Below are 23,162 nucleotides of genomic sequence, written 5' to 3'. Positions count from 1 at the left end.
ACAAAAAAATAGCAGTTAAAGCGTCTTTGATACGTGATAATTAACCAATTAGCTAATTCATTGTTAAGCAATGGGTAACGTGATCAACCCAATGCCTGGTTGATAATTTCTTCCAGCTTTTCCAGCTTCTCCTGCAAAAAAGGTGCAGTGCTAGCCTGGGCTTTACCGCCGCTGGTTACAGGATGTGTGGCGTACATGATAAGGGCCATAGCAATATAGTCCTGCAGGTCTTTCCCTGCATATGCTGTTTTAAAATCGACGATCTTCTCATTCACTTCTTTCATAATACGACGTACTTCCGCTTCTTCTTCCGGTTTGATCTTGATCCGGTAAGAGCGGTCGGCTACTATGATATTAACGGGAATGAGTTGCTCCATGATGTATGATTTTAGGTTAGCTGTTCAGCAAAGCAATGCAGCGGTCAATTTCTTTAATGTAATCATTGATCTTGCCGCGGATCTCTTTTTTGAACGCTTCATCTTCTGCTATGGTGGTAGTGGTGCCCTGGGCAGTAGATGCAATTTTCATCAGTTGCAGTCTTTCTTCCAGTCCCTGTACCGCCTGTTGCTGCCGTTGCAGCTCCTGTTGCTGTATGCTTACTTCTTCTTTCAGCAATGCATTCTCGGCCTGCACCTGCTGGAGTTTTTTGACCAGCAGGTGCAATCTTTCTTCTACACGTTGAATGTATTGCTCCAGAACCATTTCAATATACTTATTTTCTTATCTCCGCCTGTAACTGTGTTTCAAACGTTTTGATAAGTTTGTCCATTACACCATCAATTTCCTTATCTGTAAGTGTTTTCTGAGGGTCCAGGAAGGTAAAGCTCACGGCGTACGACTTCTTATTAGCCCCCAGTTTTTCACTCTCAAATACATCGAACAGGTTTACCTGTTGTAACAGGCCGGATTTCACGCTGCGAGCTGCTGATTCCACTGCGGCAAATTTTACCTGTTTATCAAGCACCAACGCCAGGTCTCTCCGTACTGCCTGGAATTTCGGTATTTCCTTGTAAAAGTTATCACTTTTTTGCAAGAGTCCCAGTATTTTATCCCAGTTGAAGGTAGCATACCATACCGGCTGGCGGATATCAAACTGCTTCAATTTAGCCGTGGGCACGCCTCCCAGTGTAACTACCACCTGGTTTTTTACCTTGATGTCCCACGACGGCTGCAGGCCCGGTTCAGTGCTTTCTGCCCAGGTGAACTGCTTATAGCCCAGTTGCTGCAGGATATTGATCACAAATCCTTTCAGGAAATAGAAGTCGACCGGACTGGATTTGTGCATCCAGGTTTCCGCTGTTTTTTTACCGGTGAGATATAGTACAAGGTGATTATTTTCACCATAGCCTTTTTCCAGCACACGGTAGGTTTTACCGAATTCGAAGAAAAGGAGGTCTTCGTTTTTGCGGTTCAGGTTATGGGCAACGCTTTCCAGGCCGGTTTCCAGCATGGAAGGGCGCATGATATCCAGTTCCACGGTAAGGCTGTTCATCATTTTTACCGCATGTTCCAGCACCTCCGGTGTATAGTATTTACTGTTGGTGATAGAGTTGGTGAATATTTCGTTGAACCCGTTACCGGCAAGATAATCAGCAACTTTCTCCTTCACCCTTTCGGCATCCGGCTGGGCGGAGAGGGCCGGGGAGATGGTAATTTTAGACGGGATCTCAATATTATCAAGTCCGTCGATCCGCATTACTTCTTCCACCAGATCGGCCGGCAGGCTGATATCCGGTTTACTGAAGGGCACGGCTACACGCAGACCTTCCTCGGTTTCGGACAGGATATCGAAGCCCAGGCTGCGCAGGATATTTTTGATCCTGGTGTCAGGATAATTGCCACCACTGAGTTTACGGATATAGCTATACGTAGTTTCCACCTGTGTTTTTACTTTAACAGAGGGATACAAATCAATGATCTCAGAAGCTGCTTTACCGCCGCTGAGCTCACAGATGAGATCAGCCGCGCGTTGAAGGGCAAACACCACATTGGAAATATCCACCCCTTTTTCAAAACGGGTGGCGGCATCAGTCCTCAGCCCGTGCCGGAAAGAGGTAGTACGGATCCCGCCTGCACTGAAAAAGGCGCTTTCCAGGAAAATATTATGGGTGGCATCTGTCACACCGGAGTACAATCCGCCAAATACGCCTGCTATGCACATGCCTTCGCCTGCGCCGTTGCAGATCATCAGGTCGGTAGCCTCCAGTTTCCTTTCTTTTTCATCCAGTGTAACAAAGGGAGTGCCCTGCGGCAGGTTTTTCACCACTATGGCATTGCCTTTTACAGCCGCAGCATCAAAAGCGTGCAGGGGCTGGCCGGTTTCATGCAAAATGAAGTTGGTGATATCCACAATGTTGTTGATAGGGCGAACGCCGATGGCGGTGAGCCTGGCTTTCAGCCATTCCGGGGATGGGGCCACCTGAACGCCGGTAATGGAAATACCGCTGTACCGGGGGCAGGCATCTGTGTTTTCGATGGTAACGCTGATGGCCAAAGGGGTATCTGCTTTAGGCAGGGCCTTTATTTCAGGCAGTTTTACCTGGTATTTATGTGTTTGTTCTATATTATTAAGGAAAGCGCAAACGTCTTTAGCCACGCCGATATGGCTCATGGCGTCCATACGGTTGGGGGTAAGCCCTATTTCGAAGATGTGATCCTGTGCGGGTTTAAACACTTCGCCGGCGGGAGTGCCCGGTTGCAGGGAGGCGTCGAGCACCAGTATGCCATCATGGCTGTTACCCAGGCCTATTTCGTCTTCCGCGCAAATCATTCCCTGGCTTTCTTCTCCACGGATCTTTGCTTTTTTCATGGTAAGCGGTTCGCCACCCAGTGGGTAGATGGTGGTACCAATGGGGGCCACCACTACTTTTTGCCCGGGGGCTACATTGGGAGCGCCGCAAACTATATGCAGGGGCTCACCGTTGCCGGTGTTAACGGTGGTGAGTTTCAGCTTGTCGGCGTTGGGGTGTTTTTCTGCCGTCAGTACTTCGCCGATCACTAATCCAGCCAGACTTCCCTTTACTGCCTCAAATTTCTCCAGGCTTTCCACCTCCAGTCCAATTCTGGTTAAAATGGTAGACAGTTCCTCCGGTGTAGGCTTTACCGGTAAATATTCACATAGCCAGTTGTATGAAATCGTCATTTATCTGCTCGGTTTATAAAGTGGCGTAAAGTTAACAACTAGAATTGATTTTCAGGCTTTGCGGCTTATCCACTTTGATTCTTTGGATTTAAAAACGCCATAGAACCGCCATGGTGCTGTATTTTTGCAGGATGTGGAAAATCTTTTCTCACAATGTGTGTGAATAATCAGACCTTTGCATGGGAATTTCCTGTGTTTTGGTGGATAACCATATTGCTGTCAGTGGACAACTGACATTTTGCTTGTGGATAACCTGTGTATGGGGCTTAATAAATTTAATAACGAAAGAGAGGGCATTAATCGGAAAAATGCCTTTACCTTAGTTTGCTCGGCTTGAAAAAGTTTACAATTTCTTAACGTAGCTATCGCCCTATAGAATGCGGGAAAATGCAGATATCGATTGTAAAAACAAAGGAAAGGCCCATTGACAGTAACCTTTTATTAACTTTTTTTAATACACTAACCATAAATGGATCTCAATCTTAAGAAGGACCGCAATGTGCGCAGAAAACCGTCCATTGATGTGTCATCCTTGGTGTATGGCAAGATACCACCACAGGCTAAAGAATTGGAAGAAGCTGTTTTGGGAGCCGTAATGCTGGAAAAAGGTGCATTCGACACCGTTATAGAGATATTGAAGGGAGAGTGTTTTTATGTAGAAGCACACCAGATTATTTTTAGTGCCATGACCCGCCTGGCGGGTAAGTCGATGCCGGTGGATATCCTCACCGTTACAGAAGAGCTGAAATCGATGGGCTTACTGGAACAGATCGGCGGACCATTTACCGTTATGAAGCTCACCAACATGGTGGTGTCTTCCGCAAATATTGAAGCGCATGCCCGTATCATCCTCCAGAAATTTATTCAAAGGGAACTGATCCGCATTTCAGGGGAAATCCTGACAGAGTCTTATGAAGACACGGCGGATGTGTTTGACCTGCTGGACAGCGCGGAATCAAAACTATTTGAAGTCACGAATAATCACCTCCGTAAAAACTACGATTCCATCGACCGTGTACTGGTGAACACCATGAAGCGTATCGAGGACCTGCGGAATAAAGGAGATGATATCACCGGGGTACCTTCCGGGTTCCCATCACTGGATAAGGTAACCTATGGCTGGCAGTCTACGGATCTGATCATCATAGCTGCCCGTCCGTCGGTAGGTAAAACCGCTTTTGCGCTGAACCTTGCGCGCAACGCCGCTCTTCACCCCCGCTTCCCGAAAGGGGCAGCGGTATTTTCCCTTGAAATGTCGTCCGGCCAGATCGTACAACGTATCCTCTCGGCCGAATCAGAAATAAAGCTGGAAAAGATTTCCCGTGGTAAGCTGGAAGAATATGAAATGAAGAAGCTGATGACCCATGGTATTGAACGCCTGGCCAAAGCCCCCATCTTCATTGACGATACCCCGGCCCTCAACATCTTTGAGCTGCGGGCCAAATGCCGCAGGCTGGTGCATAACCACGGTGTAGGTGTTATCATCATCGACTACCTCCAGCTCATGAGCGGCAGTGGCGATGGTAAAGGATCCAACCGTGAACAGGAGATCAGTAAAATTTCCCGCGATCTGAAAGGACTGGCAAAAGAGCTTCAGGTTCCGGTAATCGCCCTCTCGCAGCTGAGCCGTGATGTGGAAAAGCGTAAAGACGGTAATAAAATGCCCCAGCTGAGCGATCTCCGTGAATCGGGCGCCATCGAGCAGGATGCGGACATGGTAATGTTCCTGTACCGACCTGAATATTATGAAATCAATACCAATGAAATGGGCGAATCCAATAAAGGTGAAACCCACGTTCGTATAGCCAAGCACCGTAATGGTCAGCTGGATACTATCAAACTCAGGGCTGTACTGGAATACCAGCGCTTTGAAGATGATGGCAGCCTGGAAAACCCCGGCGGAGGCAGTCCATTCGCAGGAATCAACCGTCCGCAGCAGGGCGGAGGCAGCAACGACGAAGCGAAGCTGTATATCCAGAAGGGATCCAAGATGAATGACATGAACTTCGATGAAGGATTTGAAGATGCACCATTTTAGCGCATAAAAAAGATATTGCTAAAGGCCGGCATCGAGAAGATCGCCGGCCTTTTTTATACGCGCGCGGATTTTGTCTTGGAACACTGATTACGCTGATTATGATGATTTCGCTGATGTTTTTTTAAAGTCTTTTAGAACTAAATCAGCAGCTATTTTTTTGAACACTGATATGATGACTACGCTGATTTTTTTTAGAATCTTTTAGAACTAACTCAGCAACTATTTTTTGGAACACTGATATAATGATTTCACGGATTTTTTTTAATCTTTAAAACTAATTCAGCAGCTATTTTAAAGATCTTAAAAGGTGTTTCTTAAATTAAAAAAAACATCAGCGAAATCATCATAATCAGCGTAATCAGTGTTCCAAGACAAAATTCGCGCTTAATACCAGAGCAATCAATGAAACAGCTGTATTTAAAGTACAAAGGACACTACAAAGACAATTTCAGTTTAGCCTATCCAGTAGTTATATCCCAGTTGGGACACACGTTAGTAGCATTATCGGATAGTATTATCATTGGTCATACCGGGAAGGTACCGCTGGCAGCGGTATCACTGGGTAATGGTTTGTTCTCCATATTTATGGTGGCGGGTATAGGTATGTCTTATGGCCTTACTCCGTTGATTGCACAGGAAAACGGGCGTGGCAATAAAGGCGCCATCGGGCATTTATTGAGTCATAGTCTCATTATTAATATGGTAGTGGGCGTGCTGTTGTCGGCTGTAATTTATGTAGGCAGCGGCCATTTATCTTTCCTGCACCAGGAGGGGGATGTGGCGGACCAGGCGAGGCCTTTCCTGCGTTTCCTGGGCTTTTCCTTTATCCCGCTGATGCTTTTCCTTTCCTTCAAACAATTTGCGGAAGGGCTGGGCTTTACACGACAGGCCATGAACATCAGTATTATCGGGAATGTGCTCAATATCCTGATAGGGATCACCCTGGTGTACGGCTTGTTCGGCCTTCCCCGCATGGGCGTGATCGGCGTGGGGATTGCCACCTTTACAGACCGCCTGGTTATGGGGATCACCATGGCCATTTATGTGTTGCGTGCGCCCCGTTTTAAACCCTACCTGCAATCGTTCGGGTTTAAAAACCTGCAGGCGGCTGCCATTAAAAAGATCCTGGGCATAGGTACGCCGGTGGCCATGCAATATCTTTTTGAAGTAAGCGCTTTCAGCGGCGCCGCCGTAATGGTAGGCTGGATGGGCGCTGCGGAACTGGCCGCCCACCAGATAGCATTGAGCCTTGCTGCAATGACCTATATGATGGCCAGCGGTATCTCTGCCGCAGCCGGTATTAAAAGCGGCAATAATTTCGGGAAGAAAGATTTCCGGGAATTACGTTTGTCTGCCATAGCCAGTTATCATATGGTGCTGTTGCTGATGGGAGGCGCTGCTTTGTTGTTTACATTGGGTAACCGTCTGTTGCCATCTTTCTATATCCAGGATCCGCAGGTGATTGTGATCGCTTCCCGTTTACTGATCATTGCTGCGTTTTTCCAGTTGTTTGATGGTATGCAGGTAGTGGGACTTGGTATCCTGCGCGGTCTGGGCGATGTGCGTATCCCTACCGTGATCACCTTGCTGGCCTACTGGGTGCTGGGTATTCCTTTGGGTTACCTGTTGGGCATCAAACTGGGCTATGGTGTGGAAGGCGTATGGTGGGCGCTGCTGCTGGGCTTACTGGTGGCTTCCCTGCTGTTGTTCGCACGGTTCCAGATCAAAACAAAGAAACTGTAACGCGGATATCAGTCTTCCTATATTATCTTCGCAGGTCAGGAGAATTAAAACCACCATATGTCAGTTTTTTATGCGCCGGAAATACAGCCGGATGCCACAGCATATACTATGAACGAGGATACATCCAAGTATTGTATCCAGGTGCTTCGTCATGAAAAGGGCGATGAGGTGATACTGGCAGATGGGCGGGGCCATAAATTTACCGCGGTGATCACCGATGATAACCGTAAGAAATGTGTAGTAAAGATATTATCATACGAAATGGTGCCTGTTCCTGCCAGGGCGTTGCGGATCGCTATCTCTTTCACGAAAAACGCGTCGCGTATAGAATGGTTCCTGGAGAAGGCTACGGAGATCGGTATTCAGACCATTATCCCGTTGGTGACCCAGCGTACGGAGAAAGAAAAGATAAAACCGGAACGGCTGCAGAATATCCTTGTATCAGCTATGCTGCAGTCGCAGCAGTTTTATTTACCGGAGCTGCAGGAGCCGCAGGCGTTTGATAAACTGGTGAAGAATAATAAAGACCCGCAACGGTTTGTTGCGCATTGTTTGCCGGAGCAGAAGACCCCGTTGCAACAGGTGATGCAGCCCGGGAAAGATACAATTATACTGATAGGACCGGAGGGGGATTTTACATCGGAAGAAATAAAACTGGCGCTGGAAGAAGGTTTTGTTCCGGTATCACTGGGCGATACCCGCCTGCGTACAGAAACGGCGGGTATGGTGGCGGTAACGCTGATGAATGCCGGTTACTGACGTAAGCCGGCGCAGATCTTTTTCACAATAGTTGGGCCTTCATAAATAAAGCCGGTATAAACCTGTACCAGTGCGGCCCCTGCATCCAGCTTTTCCTGTGCGTCTTCAGCAGTGAAAATACCGCCCACTGCAATAATAGGAATACTGCCCTGGCTATGGGTATGAATATAGCGGATCACTTCTGTTGCTTTCTTTTTTACAGGCAGGCCGCTGAGCCCACCGGCGCCGATATCATTCACTTCCGCAGCAGGTGTTTTTAATCCTGCCCTGCTGATGGTGGTGTTGGTAGCTACAATACCTGCCAGCTTAGTTTCCTTTACAATTTCAATGATATCATCCAGCTGTTCGGTAGTAAGATCCGGTGCTATTTTAAGTAAGATGGGTTTGGGTTTTATTTTCTGTGCATTCAATACCTGCAGGTGATGCAACAGTTGTTTTAACGGCTCTTTTTCCTGCAAGGCGCGGAGGTTTGGCGTGTTGGGAGAACTTACGTTCACCACAAAATAATCTACGCCATCGTATAGTGCATGAAAGCACTTTTCATAATCGCTTACTGCTTCTTCATTCGGGGTCAGTTTATTTTTCCCGATGTTGCCACCTACGATAATATTGGATTTTTTGCGTTGCAGCCTTTTTGCGGCGGCTACGGCGCCTTCGTTGTTAAAGCCCATACGGTTAATAAGGGCCTTATCTTCCGGCAGGCGGAACAACCGTGGTTGCTCATTTCCCGGCTGGGGCAGCGGCGTTACAGTACCTATCTCCACAAAACCAAAACCGAGGCAGGTAAGTTCATCAATATACTTTGCATCCTTATCGAAACCAGCCGCCAGTCCTACCGGGTTAGAAAATTTAAGCCCGAATACTTCGCGTTCCATGCCCGGGGTTTTAACGCCGCAAAAGGCATTCAGGATATTTTTTCCCAGTGGTAACGAATAAACTGTCTTAATACCACGCATTACGCTATGGTGAATACTTTCCGGCGGATAGCGGAAGAGGAATTTTTTGATCAGGTTGTACATTGCGGGGACAAAGATAAGCATTACCCGGTTGGGAGCAAGAAGGGAGGCGAATTTTGTGCATGCAGGTGCAAGAACAAAATTCGCGCAAGTAAAAATCCTTCCTATATTTGCCCTTCATCATGCTCGAGCTCCAGACATTTGAAGCATTATTTAAGGAAAACCATGCTCATTGCCTGGCCTTTGCCACCCACTACACCGGGGATTCCCATGTAGCGGAGGAGATAGTACAACAGGTATTCCTGCGTTTGTGGGAAAAAAGGGATACTATCACTATTACCGGGCCGGTAAAAGCATATTTGTTTTCTGCCATTCGTAATACCGCCATCAGCCAGTGGCGCAAGGATGTTGTGCGTTCTGAAAAGGAGAACGGGTACGGGAAGAGCAAAGAGGTCACTGTTGGTGCAGGCGAAGAAATAAAAGAGCTGGAACGGCTGTACCGGCAGGCACTGGAAAGGTTGCCGGAGCGCTGTCGCGAAGTATTTATCCTCAGCCGCCAGCAGCATATGAAATATGCAGAAATAGCGGAGGCAATGAATATCTCCGTAAAAACGGTGGAAAACCAGATGGGCAAAGCATTGAAGATCCTCCATGAGGAATTGAAAGAGTACCTGCCATTGCTGACAGGGTTCCTGTTTTGAAAATATTTCCGGGCGCATAGGGGCATCGTTATTTCCCGCGCGTCTTATTAATATATTACCGCCCCAGGGCGACGACTGTAAAAACTTACAACAACAGATGACACCATCTTTTCCTAACGAGGCACTGCCCGACGAGGCGCTGTACACCTTGCTCTGCAAGTATCTGCTTGATGAAGCGGACGCGGAGGAGCGTGCGTGGGTGGAAGAATGGAAGGAAAGGGATCCAGGTAATATGGCCCTGCTGGTATCGTTGGGAAAGGTGCTCGATACAGCTGCCGCCAATGAAAAAACGGTGGCTGCAGATACCGGCTACGCCTGGTCCCAGCTCAGGGAAAAAATAGATGACAAGCCGGCACTGATCGCCATTAAGCCCAAACCACGTTTTACCTGGCTGAAAGTGGCCGCTGTATTACTGGTGGCTTTGGGTACAGGATGGTGGTTCCTCACACGCAGCAAGCCGGAACAGGTATACGCCGGCCCCATAAGCGCAGTTTTAAGCGATGGAAGCCAGGTGCAGCTGTCAGGCGGTGCGAAGCTGGCGCTTGCAAAGGGCTTCAGCAGCAATAACCGGAAAGTAACACTTACCGGTGCTGCCAGTTTTGATGTACACGGCAGCGCGGAAAACCCGTTTGTGATCATCCTCGGGCATAATGAAGTAAAAGTGCTGGGCACCCGGTTTATGATCAACTATGAACCTGGCGCCGCCACCCTGAAAGTGCATGTAAGCAGTGGAAAAGTAATGGTGATCAATCATGATAAGAAAGACAGCGTATTGCTTACCGATGGTATGTTGCTGCAGAGCGATGATAACAGGCCTTCTTTCCGTATCGCATCTCATGTAACTGATATGGGTAAAAGGTCATTGTCTTTTCATGATACGCCGCTGGAAGAAGTATTGCATACTATTACCGAAATATATGATATCAAAGTGGAAGTAATGGATACCGACCTGCTGAAACTCCCGGTACGGGCTAACTTCACGGATGAGTCGACAGAAGAGGTGATGAAATCGCTGGCACTTATGCTGAATGCTTCATATGAAAAAGTAAACGACCGTCAATACAAATTAAAATAGGTTTTAGTCCTCAGCTAGAGCTGTAGTCACACTTTCAATTTAGCTATATTATGTCGTTAGCCTTAAAACTGCTGACGGGAATATTGATATTAAGTTTTCCCCTCTCTGCTTTTGGGTGGGACTGGCAAACAAGAGTAACGGTAGTAGTAAAAGATCAGCCCATTGAGGCAGTATGTGGATTATTGGAAAAAGAATATGGTATTCATTTTTCATACAGCAGGGAACTTGTTAACCTGTCACGGAAAGTTACCTTAACCATCCATCAGCAACGTCTTAAAAAGGTACTGGATGAACTGTTTGCCCCCGATGATATCCGGTTTGCCCGTGTAGGCGAACAGGTTGTGCTATCGCCTGTGCAACGCAGCAGCCGTACCATCAGCGGCTTTGTCAAAGATGCGGTAAGTGGTGAGAACCTGATCGGCGCCACGGTATATTCGCCTGTGCTCAAACAGGGCACTACTGCCAACCAGTATGGATTTTATAGTTTAACCACGGTAAAAGATACCAACAGCCTCGTGATTTCTTACATAGGTTACCAGCCTTTCGTGCAAAAGGTTGCTGCAAAAGGTAACCAGATGATCAATATTCACCTGCAGCCCCTGGGTAGTTTAAAGGAAGTGGTGATCAGCGCAAAGGAAAGTGTAAAATTGCAGGAGCAGACCCAGATGAGCAAGGTAAACCTGAACACTTCTGAGCTGCAGGCCATGCCCCGCTTACTCGGAGAAGTGGATGTGATGCGCACGCTGCAATCGCTGCCAGGTGTGAGTGGTGGTGCCGATGGAGCCGGTGGCCTGTATGTACGGGGCGGCGGCCCTGATCAGAACCTGGTATTGATAGATGGTTCCCCGGTATTTAATTTCTCACATTTTTTTGGGGTATACTCCCTGCTGAACGCCAACGTGGTAAAAACAACCGATCTGTATAAAGGCGCCTTCCCCGCGCGTTTCGGCGGCAGGATCTCTTCCGTGGTGGATATTGCCATGAAAGAAGGCGATATGAAAAACTATCACGGAGATGCATCTATAGGGCTGATCGCCGCCAAGTTTAATATAGAAGGACCTATTGTAAAAGATAAAACCTCGTTCATGTTATCTGCCCGCCGCTCATATCCTGATCTCTTTATAAATGCAGCTTTTCAGGTAGATAATACACTGGGCTCCGGTGGCAATTTCCAGGCTTTCTTTTATGATATCAACGCGAAGGTGAATCATATTTTTTCCTCCAAAGATCGCCTGTTCCTCAGCTTTTACCAGGGAGAAGATAACCTGTTACTTAAACAAACGGTGGATGATACTTCATATGCCAGTAACCCATCGAAGTATGTTGGTGAGAAAATGAAATTTCATGTGGGCTGGGGCAATACCATTGCGGCTATACGGTGGAACCACATCTATGGGCCCAAACTGTTTTCCAATATCACGCTGAATTATTCGCAGTACAAATTTTTCACGGAGTTGGAACATAAATATACGCTGGCAGCTTCCGGCGAAAAGTCGGATGTATATGGAAGATACAGTTCGCGTATGGCCAACAGCGGCGGGCGCGTAGATTTTGATTACCGGCCTGATCCCCGCCACTCTATCCGTTTCGGAGCCATCTCCACTATGCATAATTTCAAGCCGGGGAGCTCCGTATTTGAAGATAAAGACAGCCATGTTACACCCCTGGATACGCTGGATGAATCGCCGGGAGTAACCGGCCTGGAATTGTCGTTGTACGCAGAAGACAACTGGCAGATCAAGCCAGACCTTTATGCAAGCATCGGTTTGCATGCGTCGGGGTTCCTGGTGGAAGGCCGTTCTTACTATTCGCTGCAACCCAGGCTGGGACTGCGTTATCTGCTTCCGCGCAACTGGGCGGTAAAGGCGGCATACACGCATATGAACCAGTATATCCATTTACTTTCCAGTAACGGTACCTCATTACCTACCGATATATGGGTGCCTTCCACGCAGAATGTGGCGCCTATGTTTTCGAAACAGATAGCTGCCGGTGTGGCAAAAACAACGGCTAACCTGAAGTATGAATTTTCATTAGAGGGATACTTCAAATCCATGCACAACATGATTGAAAATAAGGAGAGCAACAGCATCCTTGCCCCGGTTGAAACGCGCTGGGATGAAAACGTAACAGTAGGTAAAGGCTGGAGTTATGGTGCAGAGCTGATGCTACAGAAAAAAAAAGGAAACACCACCGGATGGGTGGGGTATACGCTGGCCTGGTCTACCCGGCGGTTTCCGGGTATAAACAACGGGGAAATTTATCCTTACAGGTACGATACACGCCACGATATTGAACTGGTATTGGTGCAGCAACTGGGGCCGCACTGGGAGTTTTCCGCTTCCTGGCATTTTAACAGCGGAATGCCGTTTACCTTGCCTGTATCGGGGTATGCAGGCACAGATGGCGCCTCGCCCTGGGAGCCCGGCACAGGTAATACGGGCATCGACCGGTACGATAACCGGAACAATTACCGGGGAGCAGCCGTACACCGGCTGGATGTAGGCATTACATGGAGCAGGCAGAAAAAGCGGTGGACCAGGAGCTGGAACCTGAGCGTGTTTAACGTATACAACCGGAAGAACCCATATTACTATTATATCAGTGCAGATCCTGTGCAACAGCAGCGTTATTTGTCTAAAGTAACTATTCTGCCCATATTGCCCAGTATCACTTATGCGATTAAGTTTTAAAGAGATTTGTATGAAGCAGTTTTTCGTAGGTGCGATCGGGTTATCCATGCTGTTAAGCGCATGTGAAAAAAGAGAAGAGATCAGTTTGCCTTATGAAGGCGATAAAATTGTAGTGAACACGCTGATACAACCGGATAGCGTGGTGTATATCCGTGTAACGCGCAGCGTGCCTTCCAGCGTGTATGACGATGCCGGGTATAAAGATATTCCCGGCGCCGCTGTGACCCTTACGGCCGGCGATGAGTCTGTATGGCCCCTGCAAACACAGGTAATAAAAGGGCTTTCTTATTATGTGTCGGACCGGAAAGCGGTACTGGGGCTGCAATACAAAGTAGCGGTAACGGCTCCTGGCCTGCAGCCGGTAACAGGCGCCGACACGCTGCCGGCGGCGCCACTGGCCTATAATGCCGGCGCACAGCGCAGCAGCAGCCGGGTAGAGTTTACCTTGAAAGATCATCCCTCCTCAGCGGATTACTACCGGGTAAGGATCTATATGACCGATGCCGCCACCGGCCGGGGTACATTCCTGTTGTTCAGGCTGGACCCCGCCTTCAATAACAGCCTGGCCGATTTCTTCTCCAAAGGCAATTACAACAGCCTTATCATGAATGATAAACGCTTCAATGGAAAACAGGTAACCTTTGTTTTGCAAACAGAGGAGCCTATCATGAATGCCGGTGAAATGACAGTGGAAGTAAGTGCGCTCACCTATGGCACTTACCAGTATCTCAATACACTCTTCGCACAGCGGGAATCCGGTAATGTTATTACCGGTTCGCCTGTAAGGGTATTCAGTAATGTTACAAATGGCTATGGTATTGTAGGAGGCATCAATACCCGGAAGATGGTGTTTAAAATAGAGTAACAGCCGGTTTAAAAATAAAGCCCCCTTCTCTCAATGATATTTGTAAATAAGATAATATCACAGTAAAGGCCTTCTTTGTTTATAGAAAGAAGTATGCTTTAAGCGTTTTCTCCCCTTATATTAATACTTCGCTATATTTTTGTTACCCCGTTCTTTCTTTTAAAAACCTCCCTATTTTTAGGATATATATTTTTGTATGCCTGAACAATTCCCCGTTGATCTTATTCATCGGCTACGTACTGGTGATTTTAAACTATTTGAGCTGATTTTCAATACTTACTGGGAAGAACTGTATGCCTACGCAGCTAAAGTAACAGGTAGTGAAGAGGATGCACAGGACATCATACAGGACTTGTTCACCAGTATCTGGGAGCGCCGGCAGCAGCTGGAGCTGCATACCCATGTCCGTTATTACCTGTTTAGCGCTGTGAGGAAGCAGATCCTCCGTAAGTTCCGCGATGACGGATTAAAAGAAAAACACCTGGAAAAATTTGTTACCCATAGCGAGCTGCGCTCAGAGCTTACTCTTAATACCCTGATCCATAAAGACATCCTGAACCAGCTGCAGCAGGATCTTCAGCATTTACCTGAAAAAGAAAGACAGGTATTTGAGTGGTACCATTTTGATGAGCTGAGCATCCGGGAAATAGCCATGATGCATGGTACGGCCGAGCAAACGGTACGTAACCAGCTGGGAAATGCCTATAAGAAAGCCCGGCCGTTGCTGAATCGCCTGTTAATGTTCCTATGATTTTCTCCTCCCGTATTACCATAATGTTAAGCCGTTAATCCCAATAGTTAAAAAGGGTGGTTTGTGGAACTTATTCATAAAACACCACACCTTGATCCGATCAAAAATAAATGCACTCATCAGCAAATATCTGGATAGCAAAGCTACCCCGGAAGAAGAGCATTTGCTTGACAGCTGGCTGGATGTACTGGCGAAAGATGCTGGTCCGGTAAATGAGCAGGATGCACGCAGCAGGGAACAGCTGCGTCGCAGCATTTTAAAGGTCATAAAAGAGCGTACAGGTCAACCTGCTACTATCCATACCCTGTGGAGGAAAATAGCCGCTGCTGCGGCTGTATTGCTGGTAATGGGCATAGGCGGCTGGTGGGTAATGAATAACCGGGCGGCACAAAAAGTAGCGTGGCTGGAATTGCATACAGCCATTGGGGAAAAGAAAATGTTGTTGCTGCCGGACAGTAGCTGTATCTGGCTGGGGGCCAATGCCATACTGAAATACCCCGATCATTTTACGGGCGACCGGCAGGTGCAGCTGGTAACAGGAGAAGCTTTTTTTGATATAGCACCGGCTCCGGGCCACCCGTTCAGCGTTATTACCGACAGTTTACAGGTGCAGGTACTGGGCACCTCGTTCCATATCAGGGCCTATCCTCAGCAGTTGCTGGAAATAGGTGTGAGCACGGGGAAAGTAAGCGTTCACAAAGGAGGCCAGGTAATGGGCATCTTAACCGCTAATCAGCTGTTGCAGGTTAACAGGAATAACTATACTTTCTCCAGGCTGTCGGTATCTTCGCCGGATATCAATGGCTGGAAGCAGGATAAAATTGTGTTCGATAATATGCCGGTGGAAGATGTCTTAATGTTACTGGAAAATTATTACCCGGTGAAGTTCCACGTTAAAAGGCCTGTTGACAGGCAAATTAGCGGATCGCTCAATATGCACTTAACGATTACGCAGATCATAAATGTAATGGAAGATCTTACGGATCATCAGCTGAAAATAACATCTGCCGGCGCAGGAAATTACTCTATAGACCAATAAATATTTATTCCCTGAACTGAAATTAAAACATCCGTTTATGAATGTACGTAGTATTCACTTGCGTACAAGGAGCTCTGTGAAACAGATTTTTCTTGTAGCGCTTATGCTGTCGCTATGCGGTAGCGTCATGTCCCAGCAGAAAACGGCCATTGTGCAGGAGCTGCACATTAATGCAGGCCCGCTTGCAGATGCGCTGAAACTGCTGCAGCAACAAAGCGGCGCCGATATTGTGTACGACGCAGCTTTATTAAAGAACCTGTCGGTGAAAACACAGGACTTCCGTTCACAGCCAATAGAGGAAGTGCTGCGTGCTTTGCTGAAGGGAAGCGGTTTCCAGTTCTCCGCAACGGAAGGCGTATACATCATTAAAAAGGAAAAAAGTAAAACCACTATCACCGGTAAGGTATCCGATGAAGAAACCGGTGTGGGCTTACCCGGTGTAAGCGTAATGGTAAAAGGAAACACACAGGGCAGTATCACTGATCCCAACGGGGCTTTTACCCTGCAGGCTGATAATACCGGCGATACCCTGCTATTTACTTCCCTGGGATATAAATCTACCCGTATAATTTTAAACGGGCAGCAACGGGTGGCTGTTAAACTAAAATCAGATGCCAGCCTGCTAAGCAGCGTGGTGGTAGTAGGATATGGCTCTACTACCAAAGGTGATCTTACCGGCGCGGTGTCGCATGTGGGCGCAGAGAATTTTAACACCGGTGTGTTCAGCTCACCGGAGCAGTTGCTGCAGGGAAAAGTGCCCGGCCTTAATATTACCCGCAGCGGTGATCCCAATGCCACACCAGCGGTGATCCTGCGTGGTCCTTCTACTTTCCGTGAAGGAGAGGCGCAGCAGCCTTTCTATGTAATTGATGGTGTTCCTGGCGCCAATATTCAATTGGTATCGCCTTCAGACATTGTATCGATGGATGTGCTGAAAGATGCGGCCTCCACGGCCATTTACGGCGCCCGCGCTGCCAATGGCGTGATCATGATCACCACCCGTCGCGCAAAACCCGGCCAAAGCTGGATCAGCTACAATGCCTATGTAGCCAGTGAGCGTATCTCCAATTCCATTGGCATGATGTCGAGCAGTGAGCTTACCAGATACCTGCAGGACAATGGAAAAACGATCACACCTGCATACGACGATAAAGCCAACAACAACTGGCAAAAACTGGTAACCCGCAATGGCTTGTCGCACAGCCACAACATCTCCTTCGGAGGCGGCAACGAAAAAACAGTATTCGACGGAAGCGTGAACTACCTGCAGAATAATGGCATCATGAAAACATCGTCACTGGAACGGCTAAACGTAAGAGCCAACCTGGAACAACGTGCTTTCAACGACCTGTTAAAACTGAACCTTTCTATCAGTAACAGTTTAAGCACACAGAACCAGATCCCTGAGCTGGTGTTTATGAACATGCTGAACTATATGCCTACCGTGAATATCTTTAACCCGGACGGCACTTATAAGGAGGACTTTTCACGTACCCGCAACTATCTGAACCCTGTGTCGCTGATAGATAATAACAGCGACCGTACCAAAAACAAGATCATGCTGGGAAATGCCCGCGCTGAACTGAAATTATTGCCAGGATTGCGTTATACCCTGAACGTATCCATGCAGGATGAACAGATCAACCGCGATATTTATAACAACCGTGCATCCGGCCTCGCACAGGGCGTTAAAGGAAGGGCTACCCGCAGCGCCTATACGAATTCAAGGAAAGTACTGGAAACTTATTTTAACTACGACCTGCTCACCGGGAAACATGACCTGCGCTTACTGGCCGGTTACTCCTGGCAGGAAGATCGCCGCGGCGACGGGTTCCAGACCTCCAACCAGGGATTTGTATCAGACGCCACACAAGGCGATAACCTCGGGCTGGGAAGCCCTGTGGATGGATTCCTGCCTAATTTTGGCACTACCCGTATCCAGACCCTGCGCTTTATCTCATTCTATGCAAGAGCCAATTACCAGTTCAATGAAAAATACCTGCTCACCGCTTCTGTGAGAAGGGACGGCTCTTCTGCCTTTGGCGCCAATAACCGCTGGGGCTATTTTCCCGCTATATCCGGCGCATGGAAAATCAATAAGGAAAGCTTCCTGTCCGGTGCTTCCTGGGTAGATGACCTGAAACTTCGTGCAGGCTATGGCGTTACTGGTAACTCCCTCGGGTTTGATCCGCTGATCGCTATTCTCCGGTATGACATCACCGGAAAATTCTATAACGATGGTAAACTGATAAATGGGATCGGCCCGGTACAGAATGATAACCCAGACCTGAAGTGGGAACGCACAGGTATGGCGAATATCGGGATCGACTTCAGTACACTGAAAGGCCGACTGGGACTGTCTTTAGATGTTTATGACAAGCGCACCACGGACCTGATCTATTCCTACAACGTGCCTACTACACAGTATTTTGTTCCTACCATGCTGGCTAACGTAGGATCTATGAGTAATAAAGGCATTGAGCTGCAGGTGAATGCAGTACCGGTGAAAACAGCGCATTTTACATGGACTTCCTCCGCCAACATTGCACATAACAAAAACAGGGTATTATCTCTCTCCAACGATATCTTCTCCGTAAAATACCTTGAAACTGCTGAACTGGGCGGTCGCGGACAATCCGGCAATAAATCACAACGGGTAGAAGCCGGTTATGCACTGGGCTCATTCTATCTGTGGCAGTACCTCGGTAAAAATGCCGATGGATTGTCGCAGTACCAGGGCTCCAAAGGAAACGTGATCACCGACCCTGCTTCCACCGACCGTGTATACAGCGGAGATGCACAACCTGCTTTCACTTATGGCTGGAGCAACAGCTTTACCTGGCGTAATTTTGATGCCAATATCTTTTTGCGCGGCGTATCGGGCAACAAGATACTGAATGCCACCCTGGCCAACCTGAATGCACCCAATGAGGCAGGAAGCATCAATATCCCGCAGTATTCACAGGGTGAATCGCCTAATGATACCAAAGCCTCTTTTATTTCTTCCCGGTTCCTGGAAAATGGCTCTTACCTGCGGCTGGATAATGCTACCATTGGTTACAGTATTCCAATGGAAAACAAGTATATCCGTAAACTGCGTTTATACGTTACCGGTAATAACCTTTTCGTGATCACGAACTATTCGGGAATTGATCCGGAAATCAATATGGGCGGACTTACACCTGGCATTGACAACAGCAATTTTTATCCAAAGACCCGTTCTTTCCTCTTTGGCTTAAATGCAACATTCTAAAAACTGACGGTTAAAAACAGCTACATGAAAAATATTTTTATCACTGGAATGACAATCGGTTTTACGTTACTTTCAGCATGTACCAAGCTGGATGTGGATGTGGAATCCGAATACATAAAAGAAAATTTTCCTACCACGGCTGATGCATTCATCTCCGCCTCGGGGCCTATTTATACGCAGCTCAGCAGCGGTTATGCGGTGGATTACTGGCGTATGCAGGAACTGTCGACCGATGAGGCAATTATCCCTGCACGCGGCGGTAACTATGTAGATGGTGGTGTGTATATGCAGCTACACCGGCATTCGTGGACACAGGACCATATCACCGTGAAAAATGTATGGCAATGGGCTTTTGGCGGCGTAAATACCTGCAACCGCATTATCACGCTTTTTGAAAAGGCGCCCGACAGCGATTCTAAACCACGCGCCATAGCAGAAGCAAAAGCAATGCGTGCATTGTATTATTTCTACCTGATGGACCTGTATGCCAAAGTGCCCATCATTACTACCTTTGGAGATCCTACGCCACCGGAACAATCGACCCGTGAGCAGGTGTTTGATTTTATAGAGAAAGAGCTGAAAGATGTATTACCATTGCTGAGAGCTGAAACAGGACAGGTCACTTATTCCAAGCCTACCAAATGGTTCGCTTTTGCACTGCTGGAAAAATTATACCTTAATTCAGTTGTGTACACCGGCAAGCCAAGATATACTGAAACCGTAGCCATGGCAGACAGTATCCTTGTTGGTAAGAAATATACGCTGGATGCTGATTACGCCAGCATTTTTATGCCGGATAACGGCCCGAAAATCACTGAAACCATTTTTGCTATTCCCTATGATGGAAACGTGATCAAAGGCAACCAGTTCTCCCGCTTTGGCCTGCATCCTAACCTGGTGGTGAAGTATTCCCTGCCATTCCGCCCCAGTATTGCCATGAGCACTATTGGTTCCTTCTATGAAAAGTTCAATTTAACCGGCGATGTACGTAATAATACCTGGCTGGAAGGACCACAGTTTAATCCCGATGGGTCGCCTATTATGATTAGCACTACTAACAAAGGTCTGAACGATAAGTACACCGGGCCTGAACCGGATAAAAAGATCAGCTGGCAGCTTTCCTTTTCAAAAGAGATGGTGCTGCGGGTGGATTCTTCTATGGATATCGGGAATGATGAACTGGCTAAGGCGGCCGGGGTAAGATCTATCAAATATTATCCTGATAAAAATACCGAACCTTCCGAACGGAACTCCAATAATGATGTGCCCGTTTTCAGGCTGGCAGATGTGTTGCTGATGAAAGCGGAAGCCATCCTGAGAGGCGCCGCAGCCACTGCTGTAAATGGAGAAATGCAGGATGCGGATGTACTGGTGAACAAGATCCGTACCCGTGCGCATGCCCCGCAGGTAAGCGGTATCAACCTCAACAGCCTGCTGGAAGAACGCGCCCGGGAAATGGCCTGGGAAGCGTGGCGCAGGAATGATATGATCCGTTTCGGTGCTTTTGAAGGCACCTGGGGCTTTAAAAAAGATGCCAATACCCTGCACCGCATTTATCCAATTCCAGTAGATGAAATAACGCTGAACCCCAAGCTAGTGCAGAACCAGGGGTATTGAGTGTCCTGAATGAATGCTGTTATCAAATTAGTTCTTTGATCATAGATATTCAATGCTGGTTAAATGATGATGGCAGGCCCATCGGGGGCGGTTTTCAGGAGCAGCCCTCAAACCACCTTCAGCTGCTGCAATTAAGAGTTGTGGTAGTGAGCATGAAAGGAAAAGGCATATTAAATATGTCAGGTGTGTGTTAAGAAGACGAACACTGTGAACTGTCGATAGAGGCGTCGAAAGGGTAAGAAGATGTCAAAACCAATGTCCAGTACCGTCATTGGGACAAGCAGCAAAGTTACCTGATTACTGTTGCTGTGGCATCCGGCGTATAGACAGCGTGATCTTAACACAGGCGTTTACCGGGAACAGGAGAACCTGTCGCGGGCATGTTAAGAGAAAATATCAAGCTGCAAGGACAGCAAGATAGAAAGTATCGATGGCCTGCACAGGGGCAGAAGCCTTCGTAGTAGTAAAGAAGTTCCTGTAATGGGAATGGAGCGAAGGGAGGCTGTTATCAAGTTTTTTTTTCATGGAAGAAAACTGAGCTGGAGCTCAGGAGGTACTGAAATGAGCAAAACAAAATCGTTTAGTATAAGTCGCCGATTGGTGAGTTTAGCCTATTATCAGGTAAGATCGAACAAGGGAGCAGGTGGAGTAGACGGAATCAATCTGGAATCGTTCCATATAGGATACAGAGATCATCTGTACAAATTATGGAACCGAATGAGTTCAGGAAGCTACATGCCCCCACCGGTGAAACTGAAAGAGATACCGAAGAAAGGAGGTGGACTAAGACCTCTGGGTATACCCACGATATCGGACCGAATTGCCCAGACAGTAGTAAGAGGCTTATTAGAACCGGGGTTAGAGCAGATCTTTCATGATGATTCTTATGGTTACCGGCCTGGAAGGTCGGCACTACAAGCGTTGTCGCGTGCAAGAGAGCGGTGCTGGAATCAGAGTTGGGTAGTAGATGTTGATATCAAAGGTTACTTTGACAACATTCCGCACGACTTGTTGATGAAGGCTGTCAGACTACATTGTAAGATTCGCTGGATGCTGCTGTACATTGAAAGATGGTTGAAAGCACCGTTGCAGCAATCAGACGGAAGGATAGAGGAAAGAACTAAAGGAGTTCCCCAGGGTTCAGTTATTGGTCCTGTACTGGCAAATTTATAACTGCATTATAGTATGGACAAGTGGCTGGAAAAGTGCTACCCGCACTGTCCTTTTGAAAGATACGCAGACGATGCTATCATTCATTGTGGAAGTATGGTAGAAGCGGTAAACCTGAAAGCATCGTTAAGTGATCGACTGAAAACATGTGGGTTAGAACTGCATCCAGAGAAAACCCAGGTGGTCTACTGCAAGGATAGCAACAGGAGGCAACAAGGAGTAACGAAAATGTCTTTCGACTTCCCTGGCTACACCTTCAAACCACGATTGGCACGAAATAGTCAACGTGGAGTTTGGTTTACCAACTGGCTACCGGCAGTAAGCATTGGGTCGATGCGCTCGATGAATGAGAAGATGGGTAAATGGGAAGTGCTGAAACGAACGACGAATACATTGCAGGAAGTAGCGGCAGAGATCAATCCGGTATTAACCGGCTGGATTAATTACTACAGTAAATTTTACAAAGCAACACTTGTGAATTATATGCACATAGTCAATGTAAAACTTGCGCGCCGGGCAAGACGAAAATACAAGCACCTGAGAGCCAGTGAAATGAAAGCGATACGGTGGTTGCACGGAATATCCGTCCGACAGCCCACGCTCTTTGCCCACTGGGCACTCTTAGGATCGAAACCAACGATTTGATAACCGGAGCCGTGTAACGGGAGACTGTTACGCACGGTTCTAACAGAATCTCGGGCTGAGATGCCCGGGTTTACTTACTAGAACCGCCGGAGACGATTTTCCCTTTTGCGTAAGTCGTTTTCCTGATCCGATCATTCTACCCCGATTTCCTGCTATATTTTTGTGAGATGTAATAATACCCCGGAGTTATTAGCTGTACATAGTTTATGCCTCCGTTGTTTGCTACCTCCATTTTCAGAGGTAAAGAGTGATGAATTAAGTCCTGACAGCGGCCCTGAACCGGCCGCTGGAGGCACAAACCCATAGCCCATGTGTAATTACCAGACATTATACCACGGTGCTGCAGGATATGTAATCCGCTGCCCGCATTGCAAAGGTATCCAGTTGGCCTTTGGCACGACGGTTGTTAACCTTGATATCACTGAGTTTGAGTGTTTCAAAAAAATGGTCGGCCGCTTATCAGACGATCATTATCATGCGTCGGAAAACGAAAAGATGATTTGTTTGCCCCTGCCGGCCGATCATGTAATGATGCTGGTAACTCCCGCTGAAATTACTGCGCTGGCAAATATAACAGCGGAGGTACAGGCATTGATCGATGCTTACAATATCCTGGAAACTTCTTCCGGATGCGAATCTGCAGGTTAATGGTGAAAGCCGCCGCCTTCTTTCCGTGAAAGCGGTTCTCTCACCGGATTTTCTTCCAAATATTTTA

18 protein-coding genes and 1 pseudogene are annotated in these 23,162 nt (G+C 47.5%); 14 read left to right on the top strand and 5 right to left on the bottom strand.

Going from position 1 to position 23,162, the window contains the following annotated elements; genetic code table 11:
- Window positions 1–83: 83 nt before the first annotated feature.
- From FN124_RS06440 to pheT, 3 genes are read right to left on the bottom strand one after another with little or no spacing between them, the layout of a single operon-like run.
- Window positions 84–377, bottom strand: a complete 294-nt coding sequence (locus FN124_RS06440) for a cell division protein ZapA (RefSeq protein WP_142683921.1) — start codon at window positions 375–377, stop codon at window positions 84–86.
- A gap of 16 nt (window positions 378–393) precedes the next feature.
- Window positions 394–702 carry a hypothetical protein gene (locus tag FN124_RS06435; protein ID WP_142683920.1) on the bottom strand — a complete coding sequence of 103 codons (309 nt, stop codon included), beginning with the start codon at window positions 700–702 and terminating at the stop codon, window positions 394–396.
- Window positions 703–712: 10 nt separating this feature from the next.
- Window positions 713–3,142, bottom strand: a complete 2,430-nt coding sequence (pheT, locus tag FN124_RS06430) for a phenylalanine--tRNA ligase subunit beta (RefSeq protein ID WP_142683919.1) — start codon at window positions 3,140–3,142, stop codon at window positions 713–715.
- Between the two features lie 469 nt (window positions 3,143–3,611).
- Here pheT and dnaB point away from each other — a divergent pair, with 469 nt between their 5' ends.
- The 3 genes from dnaB (at window position 3,612) to FN124_RS06415 (ending at window position 7,682) form a co-directional block, all read left to right on the top strand.
- Complete coding sequence (gene dnaB / locus FN124_RS06425; RefSeq protein WP_142683918.1) at window positions 3,612–5,180, top strand: replicative DNA helicase; 1,569 nt, start codon at window positions 3,612–3,614, stop codon at window positions 5,178–5,180.
- 402 nt (window positions 5,181–5,582) lie between these two features.
- Window positions 5,583–6,923 carry an MATE family efflux transporter gene (locus tag FN124_RS06420; protein ID WP_142683917.1) on the top strand — a complete coding sequence of 447 codons (1,341 nt, stop codon included), beginning with the start codon at window positions 5,583–5,585 and terminating at the stop codon, window positions 6,921–6,923.
- Between the two features lie 57 nt (window positions 6,924–6,980).
- Window positions 6,981–7,682, top strand: a complete 702-nt coding sequence (locus FN124_RS06415; protein ID WP_142683916.1) for a 16S rRNA (uracil(1498)-N(3))-methyltransferase — start codon at window positions 6,981–6,983, stop codon at window positions 7,680–7,682.
- Here the strand turns inward: FN124_RS06415 and FN124_RS06410 are convergent.
- Window positions 7,676–8,701, bottom strand: a complete 1,026-nt coding sequence (locus FN124_RS06410) for a quinone-dependent dihydroorotate dehydrogenase (protein ID WP_142683915.1) — start codon at window positions 8,699–8,701, stop codon at window positions 7,676–7,678. The two genes, FN124_RS06415 and FN124_RS06410, sit on opposite strands and share 7 nt — an antisense overlap.
- A gap of 119 nt (window positions 8,702–8,820) precedes the next feature.
- On the opposite strand from FN124_RS06410, the gene FN124_RS06405 reads away from it, so the two are divergent.
- The 8 genes from FN124_RS06405 (at window position 8,821) to FN124_RS06370 (ending at window position 20,632) form a co-directional block, all read left to right on the top strand.
- Window positions 8,821–9,339 carry an RNA polymerase sigma-70 factor gene (locus tag FN124_RS06405; RefSeq protein WP_142683914.1) on the top strand — a complete coding sequence of 173 codons (519 nt, stop codon included), beginning with the start codon at window positions 8,821–8,823 and terminating at the stop codon, window positions 9,337–9,339.
- Window positions 9,340–9,436: 97 nt separating this feature from the next.
- The gene (locus FN124_RS06400; protein WP_142683913.1) at window positions 9,437–10,414 is read left to right on the top strand and encodes a FecR domain-containing protein; all 978 of its coding nucleotides are present in this window, start codon (window positions 9,437–9,439) and stop codon (window positions 10,412–10,414) included.
- 50 nt (window positions 10,415–10,464) lie between these two features.
- Window positions 10,465–13,107, top strand: a complete 2,643-nt coding sequence (locus FN124_RS06395; RefSeq protein ID WP_142683912.1) for a TonB-dependent receptor — start codon at window positions 10,465–10,467, stop codon at window positions 13,105–13,107.
- Window positions 13,108–13,117: 10 nt separating this feature from the next.
- Complete coding sequence (locus FN124_RS06390) at window positions 13,118–13,972, top strand: DUF4249 domain-containing protein (RefSeq protein WP_185937112.1); 855 nt, start codon at window positions 13,118–13,120, stop codon at window positions 13,970–13,972.
- Between the two features lie 196 nt (window positions 13,973–14,168).
- Complete coding sequence (locus tag FN124_RS06385; protein ID WP_142683910.1) at window positions 14,169–14,723, top strand: RNA polymerase sigma factor; 555 nt, start codon at window positions 14,169–14,171, stop codon at window positions 14,721–14,723.
- 91 nt (window positions 14,724–14,814) lie between these two features.
- A complete protein-coding gene (locus FN124_RS06380; protein ID WP_142683909.1) occupies window positions 14,815–15,762 on the top strand; it encodes a FecR family protein in 948 nt (315 codons plus the stop codon).
- Between the two features lie 37 nt (window positions 15,763–15,799).
- On the top strand, window positions 15,800–19,015 hold the full coding sequence (locus FN124_RS06375) for a SusC/RagA family TonB-linked outer membrane protein (protein WP_142683908.1): 3,216 nt from the start codon (window positions 15,800–15,802) through the stop codon (window positions 19,013–19,015).
- A 24-nt stretch (window positions 19,016–19,039) separates the two neighbouring features.
- Window positions 19,040–20,632 carry a RagB/SusD family nutrient uptake outer membrane protein gene (locus FN124_RS06370; protein WP_221887738.1) on the top strand — a complete coding sequence of 531 codons (1,593 nt, stop codon included), beginning with the start codon at window positions 19,040–19,042 and terminating at the stop codon, window positions 20,630–20,632.
- A 396-nt stretch (window positions 20,633–21,028) separates the two neighbouring features.
- Here the strand turns inward: FN124_RS06370 and FN124_RS31380 are convergent, their stop codons facing one another.
- The gene (locus FN124_RS31380; protein WP_260607288.1) at window positions 21,029–21,157 is read right to left on the bottom strand and encodes a hypothetical protein; all 129 of its coding nucleotides are present in this window, start codon (window positions 21,155–21,157) and stop codon (window positions 21,029–21,031) included.
- Here FN124_RS31380 and ltrA point away from each other — a divergent pair.
- From ltrA to FN124_RS06360, 3 genes and pseudogenes are all read left to right on the top strand, one after another.
- A pseudogene (ltrA, locus tag FN124_RS31375) lies at window positions 21,113–22,048 on the top strand (group II intron reverse transcriptase/maturase); the annotation flags it as partial. The gene FN124_RS31380 and the pseudogene ltrA overlap by 45 nt on opposite strands.
- On the top strand, window positions 22,031–22,447 hold the full coding sequence (locus FN124_RS31370; RefSeq protein WP_312847225.1) for a group II intron maturase-specific domain-containing protein: 417 nt from the start codon (window positions 22,031–22,033) through the stop codon (window positions 22,445–22,447). The pseudogene ltrA and the gene FN124_RS31370, both read left to right, overlap by 18 nt.
- Window positions 22,448–22,756: 309 nt before the next feature.
- Window positions 22,757–23,095, top strand: coding sequence for a DUF6686 family protein (locus FN124_RS06360; protein WP_142683907.1), 339 nt, complete (start codon window positions 22,757–22,759; stop codon window positions 23,093–23,095).
- Window positions 23,096–23,162: the final 67 nt, after the last annotated feature.

The sequence above is a fragment of the Chitinophaga polysaccharea genome (assembly GCF_902150045.1).
In the GTDB taxonomy this organism is placed as follows: domain Bacteria; phylum Bacteroidota; class Bacteroidia; order Chitinophagales; family Chitinophagaceae; genus Chitinophaga; species Chitinophaga polysaccharea_A.
Note: the sequence above shows the minus strand (reverse complement) of the source record. Positions and strands in the feature narration are given on the sequence as shown.

Excerpts from the sequence above, each read along its gene's own strand:
- FN124_RS06370 (WP_221887738.1), top strand. The coding sequence starts at position 19,040 with ATGAAAAATATTTTTATCACTGGAATGACAATCGGTTTTACGTTACTT.
- FN124_RS31380 (WP_260607288.1), bottom strand. The coding sequence starts at position 21,157 with ATGAAAAAAAAACTTGATAACAGCCTCCCTTCGCTCCATTCCCATTAC.
- FN124_RS06385 (WP_142683910.1), top strand. The coding sequence starts at position 14,169 with ATGCCTGAACAATTCCCCGTTGATCTTATTCATCGGCTACGTACTGGT.
- FN124_RS06400 (WP_142683913.1), top strand. The coding sequence starts at position 9,437 with ATGACACCATCTTTTCCTAACGAGGCACTGCCCGACGAGGCGCTGTAC.
- pheT (WP_142683919.1), bottom strand. The coding sequence starts at position 3,142 with ATGACGATTTCATACAACTGGCTATGTGAATATTTACCGGTAAAGCCT.
- FN124_RS06390 (WP_185937112.1), top strand. The coding sequence starts at position 13,118 with ATGAAGCAGTTTTTCGTAGGTGCGATCGGGTTATCCATGCTGTTAAGC.
- FN124_RS06435 (WP_142683920.1), bottom strand. The coding sequence starts at position 702 with ATGGTTCTGGAGCAATACATTCAACGTGTAGAAGAAAGATTGCACCTG.
- FN124_RS06420 (WP_142683917.1), top strand. The coding sequence starts at position 5,583 with ATGAAACAGCTGTATTTAAAGTACAAAGGACACTACAAAGACAATTTC.
- dnaB (WP_142683918.1), top strand. The coding sequence starts at position 3,612 with ATGGATCTCAATCTTAAGAAGGACCGCAATGTGCGCAGAAAACCGTCC.
- FN124_RS06440 (WP_142683921.1), bottom strand. The coding sequence starts at position 377 with ATGGAGCAACTCATTCCCGTTAATATCATAGTAGCCGACCGCTCTTAC.
- FN124_RS06410 (WP_142683915.1), bottom strand. The coding sequence starts at position 8,701 with ATGTACAACCTGATCAAAAAATTCCTCTTCCGCTATCCGCCGGAAAGT.
- FN124_RS31370 (WP_312847225.1), top strand. The coding sequence starts at position 22,031 with ATGTCTTTCGACTTCCCTGGCTACACCTTCAAACCACGATTGGCACGA.
- FN124_RS06395 (WP_142683912.1), top strand. The coding sequence starts at position 10,465 with ATGTCGTTAGCCTTAAAACTGCTGACGGGAATATTGATATTAAGTTTT.
- FN124_RS06375 (WP_142683908.1), top strand. The coding sequence starts at position 15,800 with ATGAATGTACGTAGTATTCACTTGCGTACAAGGAGCTCTGTGAAACAG.
- FN124_RS06360 (WP_142683907.1), top strand. The coding sequence starts at position 22,757 with ATGTGTAATTACCAGACATTATACCACGGTGCTGCAGGATATGTAATC.
- FN124_RS06415 (WP_142683916.1), top strand. The coding sequence starts at position 6,981 with ATGTCAGTTTTTTATGCGCCGGAAATACAGCCGGATGCCACAGCATAT.
- FN124_RS06405 (WP_142683914.1), top strand. The coding sequence starts at position 8,821 with ATGCTCGAGCTCCAGACATTTGAAGCATTATTTAAGGAAAACCATGCT.